The 17,636-nt window shown below is 47.7% G+C and carries 16 protein-coding genes; 12 read left to right on the top strand and 4 right to left on the bottom strand.

Going from position 1 to position 17,636, the window contains the following annotated elements; all coding sequences use genetic code 11:
• Positions 1-19: 19 nt before the first annotated feature.
• The gene (locus A3773_RS04750; RefSeq protein WP_231902148.1) at positions 20-1,312 is read right to left on the bottom strand and encodes an HDOD domain-containing protein; all 1,293 of its coding nucleotides are present in this window, start codon (positions 1,310-1,312) and stop codon (positions 20-22) included.
• Between the two features lie 139 nt (positions 1,313-1,451).
• Between A3773_RS04750 and ggt the strand changes: the two genes are divergently transcribed.
• Complete coding sequence (gene ggt / locus A3773_RS04745; RefSeq protein WP_067983650.1) at positions 1,452-3,203, top strand: gamma-glutamyltransferase; 1,752 nt, start codon at positions 1,452-1,454, stop codon at positions 3,201-3,203.
• A gap of 12 nt (positions 3,204-3,215) precedes the next feature.
• On the opposite strand, the gene A3773_RS04740 is transcribed toward ggt, so the two are convergent.
• The 3 genes from A3773_RS04740 to gmk form a co-directional block, all read right to left on the bottom strand.
• Positions 3,216-5,351 (bottom strand): RelA/SpoT family protein, encoded by a 2,136-nt coding sequence (locus A3773_RS04740; RefSeq protein ID WP_067983648.1) that lies wholly within the window; start codon positions 5,349-5,351, stop codon positions 3,216-3,218.
• A gap of 125 nt (positions 5,352-5,476) precedes the next feature.
• Positions 5,477-5,689 carry a DNA-directed RNA polymerase subunit omega gene (rpoZ, locus tag A3773_RS04735; protein WP_067983647.1) on the bottom strand — a complete coding sequence of 71 codons (213 nt, stop codon included), beginning with the start codon at positions 5,687-5,689 and terminating at the stop codon, positions 5,477-5,479.
• A gap of 62 nt (positions 5,690-5,751) precedes the next feature.
• Entirely contained in the window at positions 5,752-6,366 is a 615-nt protein-coding gene (gene gmk / locus A3773_RS04730; RefSeq protein WP_067983644.1) for a guanylate kinase, read from the bottom strand.
• A 251-nt stretch (positions 6,367-6,617) separates the two neighbouring features.
• Here gmk and A3773_RS04725 point away from each other — a divergent pair, with 251 nt between their 5' ends.
• The 11 genes from A3773_RS04725 to A3773_RS04675 all read left to right on the top strand — a co-directional run bounded on the left by A3773_RS04725 (position 6,618) and on the right by A3773_RS04675 (position 17,303).
• A complete protein-coding gene (locus A3773_RS04725; protein WP_067983642.1) occupies positions 6,618-7,997 on the top strand; it encodes a peptidoglycan DD-metalloendopeptidase family protein in 1,380 nt (459 codons plus the stop codon).
• Positions 7,998-8,238: 241 nt separating this feature from the next.
• The gene (locus tag A3773_RS04720) at positions 8,239-8,436 is read left to right on the top strand and encodes a hypothetical protein (protein ID WP_156473442.1); all 198 of its coding nucleotides are present in this window, start codon (positions 8,239-8,241) and stop codon (positions 8,434-8,436) included.
• A 162-nt stretch (positions 8,437-8,598) separates the two neighbouring features.
• Positions 8,599-9,387, top strand: coding sequence for a putative hydro-lyase (locus A3773_RS04715; protein ID WP_067983638.1), 789 nt, complete (start codon positions 8,599-8,601; stop codon positions 9,385-9,387).
• A 15-nt stretch (positions 9,388-9,402) separates the two neighbouring features.
• A complete protein-coding gene (locus A3773_RS04710; protein ID WP_067983636.1) occupies positions 9,403-10,137 on the top strand; it encodes a 5-oxoprolinase subunit PxpA in 735 nt (244 codons plus the stop codon).
• The gene (pxpB, locus tag A3773_RS04705; RefSeq protein ID WP_067983634.1) at positions 10,134-10,811 is read left to right on the top strand and encodes a 5-oxoprolinase subunit PxpB; all 678 of its coding nucleotides are present in this window, start codon (positions 10,134-10,136) and stop codon (positions 10,809-10,811) included. The genes A3773_RS04710 and pxpB overlap by 4 nt, the downstream gene beginning before the upstream one ends.
• Positions 10,808-11,749 carry a 5-oxoprolinase subunit C family protein gene (locus A3773_RS04700; protein ID WP_067983632.1) on the top strand — a complete coding sequence of 314 codons (942 nt, stop codon included), beginning with the start codon at positions 10,808-10,810 and terminating at the stop codon, positions 11,747-11,749. Before pxpB ends, A3773_RS04700 begins: the two co-directional genes overlap by 4 nt.
• A 67-nt stretch (positions 11,750-11,816) precedes the next feature.
• On the top strand, positions 11,817-12,671 hold the full coding sequence (locus tag A3773_RS04695) for a DUF4392 domain-containing protein (RefSeq protein WP_067983630.1): 855 nt from the start codon (positions 11,817-11,819) through the stop codon (positions 12,669-12,671).
• 103 nt (positions 12,672-12,774) lie between these two features.
• Complete coding sequence (locus A3773_RS04690; protein ID WP_067983628.1) at positions 12,775-13,653, top strand: LysR family transcriptional regulator; 879 nt, start codon at positions 12,775-12,777, stop codon at positions 13,651-13,653.
• Between the two features lie 376 nt (positions 13,654-14,029).
• On the top strand, positions 14,030-14,893 hold the full coding sequence (locus A3773_RS04685; protein WP_067983626.1) for an aminotransferase class IV: 864 nt from the start codon (positions 14,030-14,032) through the stop codon (positions 14,891-14,893).
• An 842-nt stretch (positions 14,894-15,735) separates the two neighbouring features.
• On the top strand, positions 15,736-16,041 hold the full coding sequence (locus A3773_RS04680) for a helix-turn-helix domain-containing protein (RefSeq protein ID WP_004249763.1): 306 nt from the start codon (positions 15,736-15,738) through the stop codon (positions 16,039-16,041).
• Positions 16,038-17,303 carry a type II toxin-antitoxin system HipA family toxin gene (locus A3773_RS04675; RefSeq protein ID WP_067983624.1) on the top strand — a complete coding sequence of 422 codons (1,266 nt, stop codon included), beginning with the start codon at positions 16,038-16,040 and terminating at the stop codon, positions 17,301-17,303. The genes A3773_RS04680 and A3773_RS04675 overlap by 4 nt, the downstream gene beginning before the upstream one ends.
• Positions 17,304-17,636 lie beyond the last annotated feature (333 nt).

Below are 17,636 nucleotides of genomic sequence, written 5' to 3'. Positions count from 1 at the left end.
ACCGTGGCTATATCGCCCTCTAGTCTCCTAGCAGAGCCGTCAATTCTTTAATATCGCTATCATTACTCATTAGCTCGCGTAACGCGGCTGCAACCTCGCCCTCGTTTAACCCTAGGGATAGATACAACTCGTCAGGTATTTGGCTCACAGGGCCATCACTGAGTCCCTGCTGACGCAGTAAACGATTAGAGAGATAAAGTAGTTTTGCATACTGGTGATGCTCACCTGCGTAATCAAGGCTGTTTTGCTGCCTAATCGCAACCGTCACAGGCTTAGGAAGGTCCCAGCTTGTCAGTAGCCAACTTCCGATTTGCTCACGGGTAACGCTCAGTATTTGCTGCTCTATCGCATCCAATGCAAAGTGAGGGTTCGCCTCAATATAGCGAGAAAGCAACGAAAAGTGTGGTGGAAATAGGTGCGCTAACACTAAATAGCCAAAATTATGCAACAGAGCTGACAGGTACACTAAACCCGGTAGTGGACGCTGATCATTCCCCGGCATCATCCGGCACAGCTTTTCTGCAAGGCTGGCATTATAAACCGCCTGCATCCAGTAAGGTGTGGCACCGCGAGGCAGATCATCCGGTATTTTCAGCATCTGCCCCATCGCCGTACCTAAGGCCATATTGATCACAAGATCAAAACCAAGGACACGAATAACCGCATCGTCTATTGAACTTACATTACCCGGCGCGGCGTAATAAGGCGACGCCGCCCAGCTCATCACTTGAGCCGATAGACTCGGGTCGACCTTAACAACAGGGACTAACTCCTTAACACTCGCCTCGGGATCAGAACGCAGCATGATAATTTTTTTAACGGTGGGCGGTAACGAGGGCAAGCCTAAAGTATCTTCAAGCCGCTGCTGGATACGCAAAACGGTAAAACGCTCTACCGCTTTAGAGATAACCGCCGTGTCATCCCCCCCCTCAGGCTGCATTTCAGCGATCTGTGGCAGTGTTAACCCAAGGTCAAGACGCTGGCCTAACTGCAACTGTTCAGAAATAGCCACAATGCTTAAACCGGAGTGAGGTTCGATCAATTCGAGCTGCGCATGCTCTAAACATTCAGGAGAGATCAGTAATTTTAAGGAGAGCAGCTTTGCTTGGCCATCAGGAAATCGCAACGCTTCTTGGCCAAAATAGCGTTTCGCGTCCTCACTCTTCACCGGCTGAAGTTGGCGCTCTGTCTGTTTCCAAATCGCCACCAAATTAAGTAGCGAATTAGCAGGCAATATAGCTAATGCTTTTCCTTCAGCGTCATGTAACAACACTAAACGAAACTGCGGTAGCTCACCGCGATTTTCCAACACGCATACACCTACTGACAATTTCCTTTCTCCAAATGCTAGTCTTAGCTTAATGTTAAGGGTAGATTATTAGTAACACTTTCGGAAAGCAAAGTTCTTAACCGATTATTCACTTATTCGTGTACTTTTTACCCTTTCAACTATGAAATTACTGCATATACTTCGCGCCCTACTCTGCATTGTTCCATTGTCGCTTTCAAGTGCCTATGCAGTTGATGAAGATCTCGCACCCGAAAACGCCACTGGGCGACAAACCAATATAGCATCAAATGCTTACCCCTCGCTTGTTGTAACCGCAAACCCCCTTGCGACCCGTGTCGGTTTAAGCATATTACAACAGGGCGGGAGTGCCGCCGATGCTGCGGTTGCAATTCAGGCCATGCTCACCTTAGTCGAACCCCAATCATCGGGTATTGGCGGTGGCGCATTTTTACTCTATTGGGACCAGGCGGAGAACAAACTAACCGCGTTAGATGGTAGGGAAACAGCGCCCCTCGCGGCGGATGAGAAACTCTTCTATCGCAATAAAGAGCCGATGCGCTGGGTTGATGCACTCGTAGGAGGTCGCTCAGTCGGCACGCCCGGCGTGCTGAAAATGCTGGAACTAGCACACACTAAACACGGGAAGCTGCCGTGGAAGCCTTTGTTTAAAGGTGCCATCGTACAAGCCGAAAAAGGGTTTAAGGTCAGCCCACGGCTACATAAACTGATCGCCAGCGGTATCAACCCCGGTTTAAACCGATACCCTGAAGCACGCAATTACTTTTATGCCGAAGATGGCTCTCCGCTTCCGGTCGGCTTTCTACGTAAAAACCCCGCCTTAGCCAGCAGCTTAAAACTGATTGCTCAACAGGGCAGTTCGGCCTTCTACCAAGGCACTTTAGGCAAAAAGATTGTTGCCCGTATACAGGAAATCAAAGACAACCCGGGGCTACTCAGTAGTCGCGACCTAGCACAGTATCAAGCGATAGAGCGCACCCCCATCTGTCAGCCTTATAAAACCTATAAGGTTTGCGGCTTTCCGCCACCAACCTCGGGTGGCGTAACTGTATTACAGATATTAACCTTATTAGAACATACCGATTACTCAGCCCTTCCGCCCCACAGTCCGCTCGCAAAACACCTATTTACCCAAGCATCACGCCTCGCATATGCCGATCGGGGCCGCTACCTCGCTGATAGCGATTTTGTCGATGTCCCTGTCGAGGGACTTTTAAATGCAGACTATATCCAGCAGCGGGCCACATTGATCCAATCTACGCAGGATGCGGGTACGATCGCACCAGGCCAGCCTGAAGGCATGAATAGCGCGTGGCGAGATGACCAATCACCGGAACTCCCCTCCACCAGCCATTTTGTCGTTGTCGACCAATGGGGTAATGCAGCCTCAATGACCAGCAGTATTGAGATGGCATTTGGCTCAACCCTCATGGTGGGCGGCTTTCTACTCAACAATCAGTTAACCGATTTCTCATTCACACCTGAGAAACAAGGTCAGCTCATTGCGAATAGAGTACAGCCGGGGAAACGCCCCCGTAGCTCCATGTCGCCTTTTATGGTTTTTGATGCGGAGGGGAACTTATATGCGGCAGTGGGTTCGCCCGGCGGCAGCCGTATCATTAACTATGTCGCAGAAAGCTTATTAATGATGCTGAATACAGACCTACCGCTTCAGCAAGCGATCAACACCCCCCACGTCAGTAACCGTAATGGCATTACCGAATTAGAGGCGGACACGGCCGCAGAGCAGCTGGCAGAGCCATTAAGCAACATGGGCCATGAAATAAAAATACGTGATTTAAACAGTGGATTACATGCGTTTCGCCGTACCGATAACGGCCTGTGGGAGAGCGGGGTCGACAATCGAAGAGAGGGGCTGGCCTTAGGCGAGTAAACCTAGACCAGGTTATTCACGCGCGATACGATTAACACTTTTCAGGTTACGTAGCTTCTTCATTACCCTTGCTAAATGAATACGGTCCGCCACAGTCACTTCAATATGCACATTGGCTAACGGACCTTCGTGGTCACCTATATCAATGGCGACCACATCAGCACCAGCACTGGCAGCAGTTGTGGCTAATTCAGCAATAATACCGCGATGGGATTCCACCTCGGTCTTCAGGTTTACACTGAACTCCTCTTCCAGCTTATCGGACCACTCAAGGTAGATACATTTTTCCGGGTCATCACGTAGATAGCCAATGTTCCGGCAATCCGTTTGATGGATCACTAAACCTCGACCTGTACTAATATGCCCGATGATTTTATCGCCCGGAATCGGTAAACAGCATTTCGCATATTGCAGCACCATACCTTCTGTCCCTTTAATGGACATCGGTTTTTGGTTACGTAAGCGCTCACTTCCCGTTTCATCATTATTCGCCGGTTGCTCAGGACGTAAACGTCGTGCCACAACATAAGCCATCCGGTTGCCTAAACCAATGTCTTCAAGCAGATCATCTAGGTTCGCAAGCTCAGCTTCATGCAGCAGATCACGCAATTTAAACGGATCTATATCATTCACTGAGGTGCCATAATTAGCGAGGAACTGGTTTAACAGGCGTTGACCAAGCTCGACAGACTCATGTCGTTGCTGGTTTTTCAGGTAGTGTCGAATCGCGGTTCGCGCCTTACCGGTGACAACAAAGTTTAACCATGCCATATTCGGCTGTGCGCTAGGCGTTGTAATCACCTCGACCGTTTGACCATTCTCTAAAGGCTGGGACAACGGCGCTAAGCGGCGATTAATTCGGCAAGATACGCAGGAATTACCCACATCGGTGTGTACCGCGTAAGCAAAATCAACCGCTGTCGCACCACTCGGCAACTCCATGATCTTACCGAGGGGAGTAAAGATATATACTTCATCAGGAAAGAGATCGGTCTTAACGCTATCGATAAACTCCATGGAGTTACCGGCGCTTTGATGCATCTCCAGCAGGCCTTTAACCCACTTGCGGGCGCGCTTATAAGAACCTAAAGCGCTCTCCGAAGCATCACTACCATCATCATTCTTATAGTGACTATGCTCCGCGATCCCTTGGCTCGCGACCACATCCATCTCATGGGTGCGGATCTGTACTTCGATCGTAATATCTCGCGCACCAAAGAGGTCGGTATGTAAGGATTGGTAGCCATTGGCTTTAGGAATGGCGATGTAATCTTTAAAACGTCCATGGACAGGCTTATATAAGTTATGCACAGCCCCGAGCGTGCGATAACAATCATCCACATTATCAGTCACGATACGGAATGCGAACACATCCATAATTTCAGAAAACGATTTACGCTGCGCTTTCATCTTAGAGTAGATGCTATATAGATGCTTTTCACGCCCCGTAACGGTACCGCTTAAGCCCTCTTTCTCTAACCGTTTTTCAATCGTTTCCTGAATGGAACTAATAATATCCTTACGCTGCCCTCGCGCCTGAACAACAGCACGACGTATATATTTAGCACGCATCGGATAATGGGACTGAAACGCCAGATCTTCTAGCTCGACCTGAACATCACGCATACCTAAACGGGCAGCAATCGGTGCATAAATATCTAAGGTTTCACGGGCAATACGGCGCTGTTTATGGGGCGGCATTGCTCCCAAGGTGCGCATATTGTGAAGACGATCGGCTAACTTAACCAAAATAACGCGAATATCTTCCGCCATGGCCAAGACCATCTTCTGGAAGTTACTTGCCTGCGCTTCGGCTTTGGTTTCAAATTCAAGGTGGGTTAGTTTGGAAACACCATCAACAATGTCAGCCACAGATTTACCAAACTGCGACTCAATACCTTCATAACTAATATCGGTATCTTCAATCACATCGTGGAGCATTGCCGCCATTAGACTCTGATGGTCCATGCGTAGCTCGGCCAGCACATTAGCGGCCGCTAGAGGGTGGGTAACATAAGGCTCACCACTTTTACGTTTCTGGCCATCATGGGCCTGTTCCGCGTAAAAATAGGAACGACGCACCTGTTGGATCTGCATAGGATCCAAGTAATCGCTTAAGCGTTGTGATAGTGCGTCTATTGTTTGCATTGCCTCTCCATACTACGTGCGTCTCTACAGAAATAATGCCGTAATAACGCGACTAGGAAAAGTCTTTAATAACGAAAACGCCCTGATAAATCAGGGCGTTTAAAAAGAACGTCAGAACCGAGCGATTAATCGCGTTCGATTTCATCCAAAATAGAGCGACCGATATGGCCTTCAGCGATTTCACGCAATGCCACAACCGTGGGCTTATCGTTTTCCCACTCTACCTTTGCTTCTTTACCGCCAGTAGCCAGCTGACGTGCGCGCTTAGCAGCAACCATTACTAACTGGAAACGGTTATCTACATTTTCCAGGCAATCTTCAACTGTAACTCGTGCCATCGGTAAAACCTCGAAAATTTTGGGTATATTGAAAGACCGGACAGTGTACCGATAGATCGATATTATGACAAGAGACTAACGAGCAAATCATGGTAATGATCTTTCTGACGGTCGATTTTCATCCGTTGGGACAAAAAGATGCCGTGTAACTCCTTTAATGCAGTATCAAAGTTGTCATTAATCACGAGGTAATCATATTCAGGATAATGACTCATCTCACTGGCGGCCTCAGACATCCGCAAACCGATCACCTCATCACTGTCGGTACCCCGTCCTTTTAAACGCTGTTCCAGCACATCACGTGAGGGGGGCAGGATAAAGATAGACAAACAATCCGGCATTAAACGACGAATCTGCTGGGCACCCTGCCAATCAATTTCTAAAATAACATCTTTACCTTGCGCTAACTGCGTCTCGACCCAACGCTGTGATGTACCGTATTTATTGGTAAACACTTCAGCAAATTCAAGAAAATCCGCATCTTCAATCATCTGATTAAACTGGTCCATCGAGACAAAGTTGTAATCAACCCCATCAACTTCACCCGGGCGCATATCACGTGTGGTATGGGACACCGAGACGACGATCTCGCTATCTTGCTCCAACATCGCTTTTACTAAACTGGTTTTGCCCGCACCGGAAGGGGCAGAAACAACATACAAGGTGCCTTTAGCCATTAGATTATCTTCTCTCGTCAATCAGATACGCTTGAGACCGGTCCATTCGCCGATCTCTAATTAATAAAGTCCGTCGGATAAATTACCCTAACACTCAGCCAAAATAGACCCCAAAAGTCACATTAATTATTATTTTATCACTAAAACAGTGACCGCGCGCAGAGTTATAACGAGCAAATACGGGCCTTTCAGGCATTAATCATATATGATTAACTCAATATAACTCTAATCTTTTGTATGATGGTAAATTGATGCGCTGGATCTCTTTCTCAGCAAATTTTGTCACGGCACTGCCAAAAATCCACCGCAAAGCGCTCGCCTCTTTAGCTGTGCTGCTACTGGTGGCGTTTCTTCTGCCCTCCTCTAATAGTTCGGTTAGCACACCGCTACCACTGGATCATATTGTTGATACCGATGCGCCGCTATTCGAGGTCCCTAAGTTCAGCATTCGTCAATTAAAAGCCCCTTGGGCATTTGATACCGTACCTGACAACGAAACCTTATTAGTACCTATGGGCGGCCAACGTAACAGTTATCAGTATATTGTGCGTACAGGCGATACCCTAAGCAGCATTTTTGAGCGCTTACAGCTGCCGCAAAAAACCATGTATCAACTACTGGAAGCCGACCTCAACGTCCTTGCGTTAGATAACCTAAAACCAGGTCACACGTTGGTGTTTGAAAAGCAGGATCAGCTGCTACAACGTTTAGAGCTACAGTTTAGCCTTGCCCATAAAGTGGTGTATCAACGCAAAGAAGGCGACGGCTTTGAGTTCAACGAAGTTCAGCTCGACGGCGACTGGCAACAAAAGCTCATTAGTGGCGAGATCCTTTATAGTTTTACCGGTTCAGGTAAACAGGCGGGCCTTAGCCAATGGGAAGCACAAACCATTACCGAACTGCTCAAGCAGCGCGTTGATTTTCGCCGTGACATCCAAAAAGGAGATAAGTTTGAGGTCCTACTGTCACGTCAATATATAGATAATGAAGCCACCGGCAATAATAAAATCGAGGCGATCCGTATTAAAAATCGTCGCCATGAGATCAATGCTTTCCTGTTTGAAGATAACTATTACGACGAGAAAGGCCGTAATTTAGAGAAAGCCTTTCAACGTTATCCATTCAATGGAAAATACCGCCTTTCCTCTAACTTTAACCCCAAACGACGCCACCCAATTACAGGCTTAATTAGGCCTCATAATGGTACTGATTTCGCGATGCGCGTAGGCTCTCCCGTTGTAAGTATTGGCGATGGCATCGTATCTCGCGTTGTTCGCCATAAATATGCAGGGCTCTACATTGAGATCCAGCATGGCCAAAGCTATAAAACGCGTTACCTGCATTTGAGCAAATCATATGTGGTTAAAGGACAACGGGTAAAACGCGGAGAACGCATCGCTAAATCAGGTAATACCGGTCGATCCACTGGCGCTCACCTACATTTTGAGTTGCATGTGAATGGCCGCCCCGTCAATGCGATGACCGCTAAAATACCGATTGCAGTATCCCTTACCGGCAAGAAAAAAGAAGCGTTCCAGCGCCAGTTAAAAGATTATTTGGCCAAAATCGAAACCGCCAATAAACAACAACTGGTACTCAATAAGCAAAACGCAGACACATCGACCCTTTAATCGATAACCCCCCATCACACACAGAATAGAGTATCGCGTCATAGCGCGTCCTCTATTCTGTCCACCAGCCCAACAGGTTAAGGTTTGCCGTATCGACACCCAAGCCGGTCAGCCCTCATACCCCACCCGGCCTGATAAGTTTTATTTATCAGCACTGTGATCAATTATTGATTAGACGCTCCCCCCTCCTTCAGCGATTATTACAATACATTCAGCGCTGAAAGGAAAAGGCCTTAGTAAAATGAGTCAGAACAACACAATGCCATTGGATCAGTTTCTTCGTGTCCGTCATGTTGATGAAATCATTAAAGCGGATGAAAATAGCTGGTGGGTGCAACGCCGCTCTGTCGATAGAAATGGCAAATTAAGTACCCAATCCCGTGTTGTCTTTTTTGCCTATACAGAAGAAGCCGCTCAGCAATGGATAACCGCGCAATAACAACCTATTCTTACCGCTCTATTTGGTTGTAAGCGTACGCTTTAAACGTCGGCGACCTTCATCAACGGCGGAGGTCTTGCACCCATTAAGCCTGACGGTTTAATCGGGCAGATGCATAACAGTCATCGATATCGTTACAACTCACGATTAACAGGGTTAGCTATGAATTCAGATAAAACGCCTTTACAGATTCGCCAGATGATTCGTCGTGGTGAGCATAACGCGAATACTTCCGGTCTAGCGCAAGGCTTTGTGCAAGGTAATTTAGCCATCATGCCGCAAGAATGGGCAAATGACTTTTTGCAATTTTGCCAGCTCAACCCTAAACCCTGCCCTATTATTGGCATGTCCAGCACGCCCGGTGAGTTTATGCTGCCGGATCTAGGTGAAGACTTAGATATCCGTCGCGACATTCCTAAATACCGCATCTATGAACACGGCATCATGACGCAAGAGCTCAATGATGTTTCAGATGTTTGGCGCGATGACCTTGTCACGTTTGTTCTCGGCTGCTCATTTTCTTTTGAAGAAGCCCTGCTAGCTGACGGCCTTGAAATACGAAATATTACCGAAGGCGTCAATGTTCCGATGTATAGAACCAACATTGAATGTCGCCCCGCGGGGCGCTTTAGTGGTACAACCGTTGTCAGTATGCGACCAATGAAAGCCGCTGATGCGATTCGCGCAGTCCAGATCTGTACACGCTTCCCTTCTGTACATGGCGCCCCCTTACACTTAGGCGATCCATCACAGATCGGCATTACTGATATCAACACCCCTGACTTTGGAGACGCGGTCACCATTAACGAGGGTGAACTGCCTGTATTTTGGGCGTGTGGTGTCACGCCTCAAGTCGCCATCGAACAGGCAAAACCTCCGTTTTGCATTACCCATAGCCCTGGCCATATGATCGTAACGGATCTACCCAATTCCCGTTTGGCGATACTTTAAATAAGGAGCTTATCTATGTCATTACGCTTGAACTGTGATCTTGGTGAAAGCTTCGGCGCTTGGAAAATGGGCCTTGATGAAGCAGTTATGCCCCATATAGACCAAGCGAATATCGCCTGTGGTTTCCATGCAGGGGACCCATTAGTCATGCAGAAAACGCTGGCACTCGCCAAGCAGCATAATGTCATGATCGGCGCACACCCGGGCTACCCCGACCTCGTCGGTTTTGGCCGCCGCAGCATAAAAACCAGTGCTGAGGAATTAAAAGCGATGCTGACCTACCAAATTGCCGCCATGGATGGGATGGCCGCATCGGTCGGTTTAACCTTAGCGTACGTTAAACCTCACGGCGCTATGTATAACGACATGATGGCTGACAGCGCGGTGCGTGCGGTAGTGATGCAGGCTATCGCGGATTATCACCGCCCGTTAACCTTAATGCTACAAAGCACACCCAGTGCAGATCAGCACCAGCAAGAAGCCAATGATTTAGGTATTGCGCTTTGGTTCGAAATCTTTGCTGACCGCTGTTATGACGATGATGGAAAGCTACTTGCGCGCAGTAAAGAGGGTGCGGTGCATAACAAAGAGAAGATGCTCGCACAGGTTAAACAGTTAAAAGACAGCGGCACGGTCACCACCGTAAGCGGCACAACACTTCACTTACGGGCTGACACCCTATGTGTCCACGGTGACAACATGGATGGCGTCAATGCAATCCAGCAGATCCGCGAGCTCATCAGATCATGAACATTGAAATAGCGGGCGAGAATGCACTTATCATCTATTTTGGTGAACAAACAGACCCAGCAACCTCCGCCAAAGTGCAGCAATCGGTCACTATTTTAGAGACTGAGTTGGCTGACAAACTGATCGACATGGTGCCCTCATACGCCTCACTCTTAGTGATCTATGACATGCTCCGCTGTGACCACTTGGAGATGCGTAGTCAATTACGCAAGCTCCTTGGCCAGCTCGAAGAAACCAATGCTGTATCAGGTAAAATAGTAACCTTACCTGCTTACTACAGCACAGAGTCCGGCCCCGACCTTGCAGCTTTAGCAAAACGGGCCCAACTCAGCATAGACGAGGTGATTAACATCCATAGCGAGATAGAGTACCGAGTCTATGCTATCGGGTTCGCCCCCGGATTTGCCTATCTCGGCCAAGTTGATCCCCGTATTGCGGCACCGCGCCTCGCAACACCACGCCAGAAAGTACCTAAAGGCGCGGTGGCTATCGCGGACCAGCAAACCGCTGTCTATCCTGCCGTGTCACCCGGCGGCTGGAATTTAATCGGTCTCTGCCCTACCCCCATGTTTGACCCGAAAGCAGAACCTACCATGCCGGTACAAGTCGGCGACCGCGTTAAGTTTGAACCCATTAGTCGTGAACGGTTTATCGAGCTGGGAGGTGAGCTATGAGTGGTTTTAAAGTACTCCAACCCGGCCTATTAACCCTCATTCAAGATGCTGGCCGTTTTGGTCACCATCGTATCGGCCTCACTAATGGCGGCCCTTTAGACATGCAAGCCTTTAAGTGGGCCAATCGCTTATTGGGTAATCCACTTAATAGCACCCTGCTCGAAGTGAGTATTGGTGGGCTGGTATTAGCATCGGAAGTGGACACATTCCTCGTCGTGACGGGCGCAGAGATGCCATTAAAGATTAACGGCGTCGAGCAGGATCGCTGGCATGCACATCGCATTCGCCAAGGGGATCGTATCGAACTGGGCTTTTCTAAACAGGGAGCCAGAGCGTACCTCGCGGTCACCGATGGGTTTGATATTCAACATGACTTTTCCAGCAGTGCGACTGTCTCACGCGAGGGCATTGGCGGCCTGAATGGCGGTAAGCTTCAGCCGGGGGATTACCTACCCTGCTCCTCAAATACCAAGGGGCAATCATTCCGGTTAGCAGAACAGCACCGTCCACAGTATCAAGACAACATCAACCTACGTGTGATTACTGGATACCAGCAGCAAGCGTTTAGTGATGTTGATAAGCGCATGTTTTTTAGCAGTGAATATGAAGTCACCGACCGTGCCGACCGTATGGGATACCGCCTATCCGGCCCAGAAATAAAAGCGTCAATGGAGGGCATTTTGTCAGAGGGTATCTGCCACGGTGCGATCCAGATTCCCGCCGATGGCCAACCTATTGTCTTGCTGAATGACCGCCAAACGATTGGTGGTTATCCAAAAATAGGCTCAATGATCTCTATAGATACCGCGCGCATGGCGCAGCAACTACCGGGATCTAAAGTCTCGTTTGAAGAGATCAGTATTGATGAAGCCCATAATTTACACTGCCTTGCCCACGTCAAATTTGAACGTACAGAGCCGGAAGACCTAGGCAAATAGCACCGTAAGCGACAGATACGCGTTCGCAGCCTGCCTGCGGGTCAACATAATTTTGGAAACAAAACCTATGCAAAACAATTCGATCAACGAAACCGTATTAAGTAAGCAAATTGAAGATCTATTGGTGGCGCGTAACTTACGTGGGATGAAGACAATACAACCCGCGTTAGCCAGCGGCTACTACCTTCGGGCCGCACGCACCCTCAACAAGTGCAGAGGCCACGTGCTCATCGGAACCGGCTTTCCCGTTGTTGATACCTTCGAAACAGATGGCCCCGTCGGTGCGATCGCGTTGTATCAAGCCTTAGAAGCCTTGGGCGCCACACCGGTCATTGTATGTGGCCCACCGGTATCTGATGCACTTATGGATACATATCGTGTGCATGAAATCCGTGTCGGGGAGCATCAAGAGCGCACGCTTGAAGCGTTTAAAGCGCTGTATAACTACAACCCTGATGCAGTGTTATCCATTGAGCGCCCAGGCCAGGCCGAAGACGGTGGTTATTACAACATGCGCGGAGAAAGCATCAGCGACCGCACCGCCTGTTTTGATACCTTTGTCCGTAATGCCAAATGTCCAACCATCGGGATTGGCGATGGCGGCAATGAGATCGGTATGGGCAATATCCAAGAGGCCCTAAAAGCATTAGATATTAAAGCCTCAGCCACACAAGTAGATGAGCTCCTTATCGCCGACGTCTCTAACTGGGGCGCCTACGGTATTATCGCCTTTTTGAGCCTGTGGAATGACAAAGACCTCCTCGGTGACATCAAACCGATAGAGATTTTAAAATACCTGTCAAAACTGGGCAGTGTCGACGGTGTTACCCGTGAAAACGAGCTCACAGAAGATGGCCTACCCGTCTCTGAAGGGGATAGCATCATTGCCGAGCTACGTCGCCTGATCGGCTATAACGTCTAAACCCATAAACCTAAAGCCACGGAGCCGTGGCTTTATTTATTCCGCTAGATTGGCTCAACGTACTTCGCTATAGTGAATGGCTTCGCTTGGAGGGGTACGCGCTATGCGGCTAAGAAACCTAAATACATTTGTTAACGTTGCGAGGCTCGGCAGTTTTCATGCAGCCGCCCAACAACTACATGCAACACAGCCCGCCATATCCGCACGCATTAATGCCCTTGAAAACGAGCTAGGCGTACAACTGTTCATCCGCGACAAAAGTGGCACTTGCCTCTCGCCACGGGGTATCCAACTGCTCCCTTATGCGGAAAAGATTTTGGCTATCAGCCAAGAGATGAAAGAACAAGTTAGCGAAGAGAACCCCCAAAAAGGCACCTTAAGAATCGGTATTACCGATACCCTCTCCTACTTATGGCTCCCAAAACTGCTAAAACACTGGCAAGAACAACACCCACTCATCTCATTTGAGCTGATCAGTGACGTAACGACCACCCTCACCAAACAACTTGAAGAGTATCAACTCGACCTCGCTCTGACAGTGGAAAACTTCACATCAAATCCTAAGTTAGTGAGTGAGCCCCTATGTAGTTATCCACAACATTGGGTTGCCTCACCGGCGCTACCTAATGCCGATAAAATCACACGCCTCGCGGATCTCACGCACTACTCGATTCTCAGCTTTCCACCAGATACTCGCCCGTGGGAATACCTCCAGCAACTGTTCCGCCCCTACGAAGACCAACTCCTGTTTCACACCTGTAGCTCTGTCATCAACCTACTCACCTTAGCCCAACACGCAGTCGGTGTGGCACTCCTTCCAGAGCCAGTTATTGAAGCCTCCCTTACGCAAGGACGCCTGATTAAACTAGACCTCGAACAAGCGCCCCCTGAGCTTGGATTTAGCTGCAACTGGCGCTTAGATGACGACCGCATATTACCTAAACTACTCGCCGATAGCGGGCGAAAAATCATTACCGGCTAAGCCTGCTGCGCCCCCGTCGCCAAGATAACAATCCTGAAAAAAAGTCGAATAACCTACAAAAACAAATAAAAGAAGAAATAAAAACTCTATATTTCAACCAAACAAGATTATTGCCTTATTTTTTTTAGGGTATTGAAAGAAATAAACTTTTACTAGAAACTTCGCCCATTACTGCTTCACCCCAACGGTCTGTGCCACCGCTTAACGGCTGCACCAGATTCAACGGATCAACTTAACGGTTATCCAACACATGTAAATCATGTGATTGACTTACGAGCCAACTCGACTTAAACCCATTTACCACCCCATACTATACTGAGTAGGCAGTAACGAAGCAGAAAGACCCCATACGAATATCAGTGGAAGGAAAGTTAGTATGAGCATTTCATACCTGAATGGCGAATATCAACCTCTGTCAGAAGCACGAATTTCTCCTCTAGACCGAGGCTTTCTATTCGGTGATGGCATCTACGAAGTTATCCCTTACTACAACGGTAAGTCTGTCGGCTTAATGCCCCACATCGAACGCATGATCAATGGCCTTGCAGCAATTGAAATCAAATGCACTAAAACAGCCGATGAGTGGAAAGCCCTTCTAGACGACCTTGTTGCACGCAACAGCGACTTAGCAGCTAACCTAGGTGTCTATGTTCATATCTCACGCGGAACTGACGTAAAGCGCTACCACGCCTACCCAGAGAATGTTGAACCAACGGTCTTTGCTTTCACCTTCCCAATTAAAGATCCAGAGCCTGTAGATCGCGCGAAAGTAACTCAATACAGTATGATCAGCACTGAAGATCTTCGCTGGCAGCGCTGCCACATCAAATCGACTGCGCTACTAGGTAACGTGATTCATTTCCAAGAAGGCTACTCGTCCGGAAATGATGAAGCCCTACTGTACAACGCCGACGGCGAATTAACAGAAGGCAGCTCATGTAATGCCTTTATCGTAAAAGATGGCGTCGTCATCACACCGATTCAGGACAACCAAATCCTACCGGGTATTACCCGCCGTATTATTTTGGACAGTCTAAGAGCTGACGGCTCGCTAAAAGTAGAAGAGCGTGTGGTCACAATGGACGAAGTCCGCAATGCAGATGAGCTATGGATTACCAGCTCATCAAAAGAGATCGCACCCGTGACTCAACTTGACGGCAAACCGGTAGGCGACGGTGAAGTGGGCGAAGTTTGGGAAAAAGCGTTCCAGATCTATACCGATACGAAATATGACTTCTAAGTAGGTATCGTCTATCGTAAAAAACGCATCCTATGGGTGCGTTTTTTTGCGCTCAGGTCAGCTTGTGGTTATTCGATGTTTTGAATCTGCTCATTGAGTAGCGGTCTAGACCCTAACAAACTCAATGAGTTATCGAAAAGAAACCGTTCAAAAATGCTTGTTTGCCCACCAAACTGCCCACCACTTGCCTCTGGCTTTTACTAAATCTTAGTGGTTAGCAATGGAAAAACAACGCCGTTTTTATGCTTGCTGTTAGGATCTAAAAATAGCAGTTTTGAAGGGCTTTATCGAGCACGATTTCCGTCAACATAGCTTTGCTATTTTTTTACTGGTTCTACGCGATAGTAATGAGTCAGCAGAAAGCTCACCTAGCCTGAAATGGACATTATGGCATCCATTTTAATAGATATAAGCTCGATATGGATACAATGGTATCCAATAGAAATAAGACTAAGTGTCGAATATCAGGCATCAAGATCTACAGATTGTTACCTTTAAAGTCACCTTGCGTAGATGTCTAACCGCTGCATTTGCCCGTTCAGTAAAATACACTGATGAGTGTTCAACTTGCTTTTCACACTTTTGCGCGCAGAAAAGTGCAGAGTTTTACATTTTTATGCGCATAAAAGTGTAATTTGATGGCCTTTGGCATTCAGGGATTCACATCATCGCCTTGGCCAACGCGCAAACCAAATCTAAAAGCGGGATATTAATCCGATAATATTCAGTAAAGTGGGAATATAGTCCCTTATTTCACATGTTAGAGTTGTCTGGACTTCAAAGTTGGACTATATTCCCAGTAATGATTAAATAATGGGAATATAGTCCCCTGGGTTGGTGATATGGCTAAGCGTGATTTGCACAATGTACTGTTTCCAAAGCAGCGCAAAATCCTGACTCATTTTGGTGAGGACTTACTGTTGGCGATGAAAAGACGTGGTTTTACCAAAAAGCTGCTGTGTGAACGTACTGGTTTTGACCATAAAACCGTGAACAAAGTCTTCGCAGGTGATCCGGGCGTTGCCATAGGCACTTACTTAAAGGTTATGGCCGTTCTTGGCATGGAGAGTAATTTTGCAGAAATGGCCGCCCATGATGAAGTCGGCATCAAGCTGCAAAATATAAAATTGCTGGAAGGTTCAAGATGAGCCGTGAAATCGTCGAAGTCTATGCCGACTGGCAGCCAATTGAGGCGCCTTTGCTAATAGGGCTGCTTTCTTACAGCGATTCAAGCCGAGGTGGTGTGTTTAGTTTTGCCTACGATAAAGTATTTTTAACTTCAGCCTATCGCTTGCAAATTGATCCAATTCTGACGCTTCACTCCGGTGAACTCTACAACGATGAAGCCAATAAAAACTTTCGTGCATTTCTTGATTCATCGCCTGATAGATGGGGGCGTATTTTAATGCAGCGGCGTGCAGCCATTGAAGCGCGCAAAGGCATTCGAGCAACAAGTCGATTAAACGAGCTAGATTACCTGCTGGGCGTGCACGACTCTTACCGGATGGGTGGTATTCGATTTAAGCGAACAGGCTCGGCTGCGTTCTTAGATGACAACGCTGAGTTTGCTGCGCCGCCAATGGCTTATTTGCGAGAACTAGAGCACGCAGCAATGCAGATTGAAAAAGACGATAACATCGACAGTGACGAGTATTACCGCTGGTTGAAAATGCTGATTTCTCCAGGCTCATCACTAGGCGGTGCTAGGCCCAAGGCTTGTGTGGCAGATGAACAAGGCCACTTGTGGATTGCTAAGTTTCCCAATTTAAACGATACCCATGATGTGGGCGCGTGGGAGATGGTCTGTTATGAATTGGCGTTGGCGGCAGGGATTGACATGTATCCAAGTGAGATCAGGCAATTTTCGTCACAGCACCATACCTTTTTAACCAAACGGTTTGACCGCGACGGTGAAAAACGGCTGCATTTTTCATCGGCCATGACACAGCTTCGCCATTTTGTAGACGAAAAGTATGATGGTGAACAATCTCAAGGTGCCAGCTACTTAGAAATTGCTGAATTTATTTCCAATTCTGGTGCACAAACCGAAGCCGATTTAGCACAGTTATGGCGACGTATCGTGTTTAATATTGCGGTGTCCAACACCGATGATCACCTGCGTAATCATGGATTTTTATTAACCAAGAAGGGTTGGAAGTTATCACCCGCTTATGATTTAAATCCGATAGTGGGTAAGCATGGCCTGCATCTGAATATTACCGATGCAGACAACGCCTTAGACTACCAGCTAGCCTTTGATGTGAAAGACTTCTTCCGACTTTCGCAAACCCAAGCCACGCAAATTTACGATGAAGTATTAATGGCGGTTAAGCAATGGCAAACCGTTGCTAAGCGCCTAGGGATCAGCCGAGCACAGCAGGCCATGAAAGAATCGGCGTTTAACGTTTAATGAGTCAGTGAAACTATATTTTCATTTTTCAGCAGATAAAGAAGTTATAGTTTCACTTTTATGCTTTGCCTCATACTCCATGTGTTTTAACACTCCACTTACCCCTTGGGCTTTTGGGGCAGGTTGTTAGCAATACCCTCAGAAAGCTGCACGATCTGGGCATTTATCTGCCTACTGCGTCCGTTTAACTCCTAATAATGGTCATGCAAACTCCTAGCTGCACTTAACAGATCAGTGAGGAAATAAAGAATGACCCCAGCCACTCAGCTACAACAGTAACAAACCAAAGTCGCCAGCAACGATTTTTCGTTTACCCTATATGGACATTAAAAC

The organism is Neptuniibacter pectenicola, from assembly GCF_001597735.1.
Taxonomy (GTDB): Bacteria; Pseudomonadota; Gammaproteobacteria; order Pseudomonadales; family Balneatricaceae; genus Neptuniibacter; species Neptuniibacter pectenicola.
Note: the sequence above shows the minus strand (reverse complement) of the source record. Positions and strands in the feature narration are given on the sequence as shown.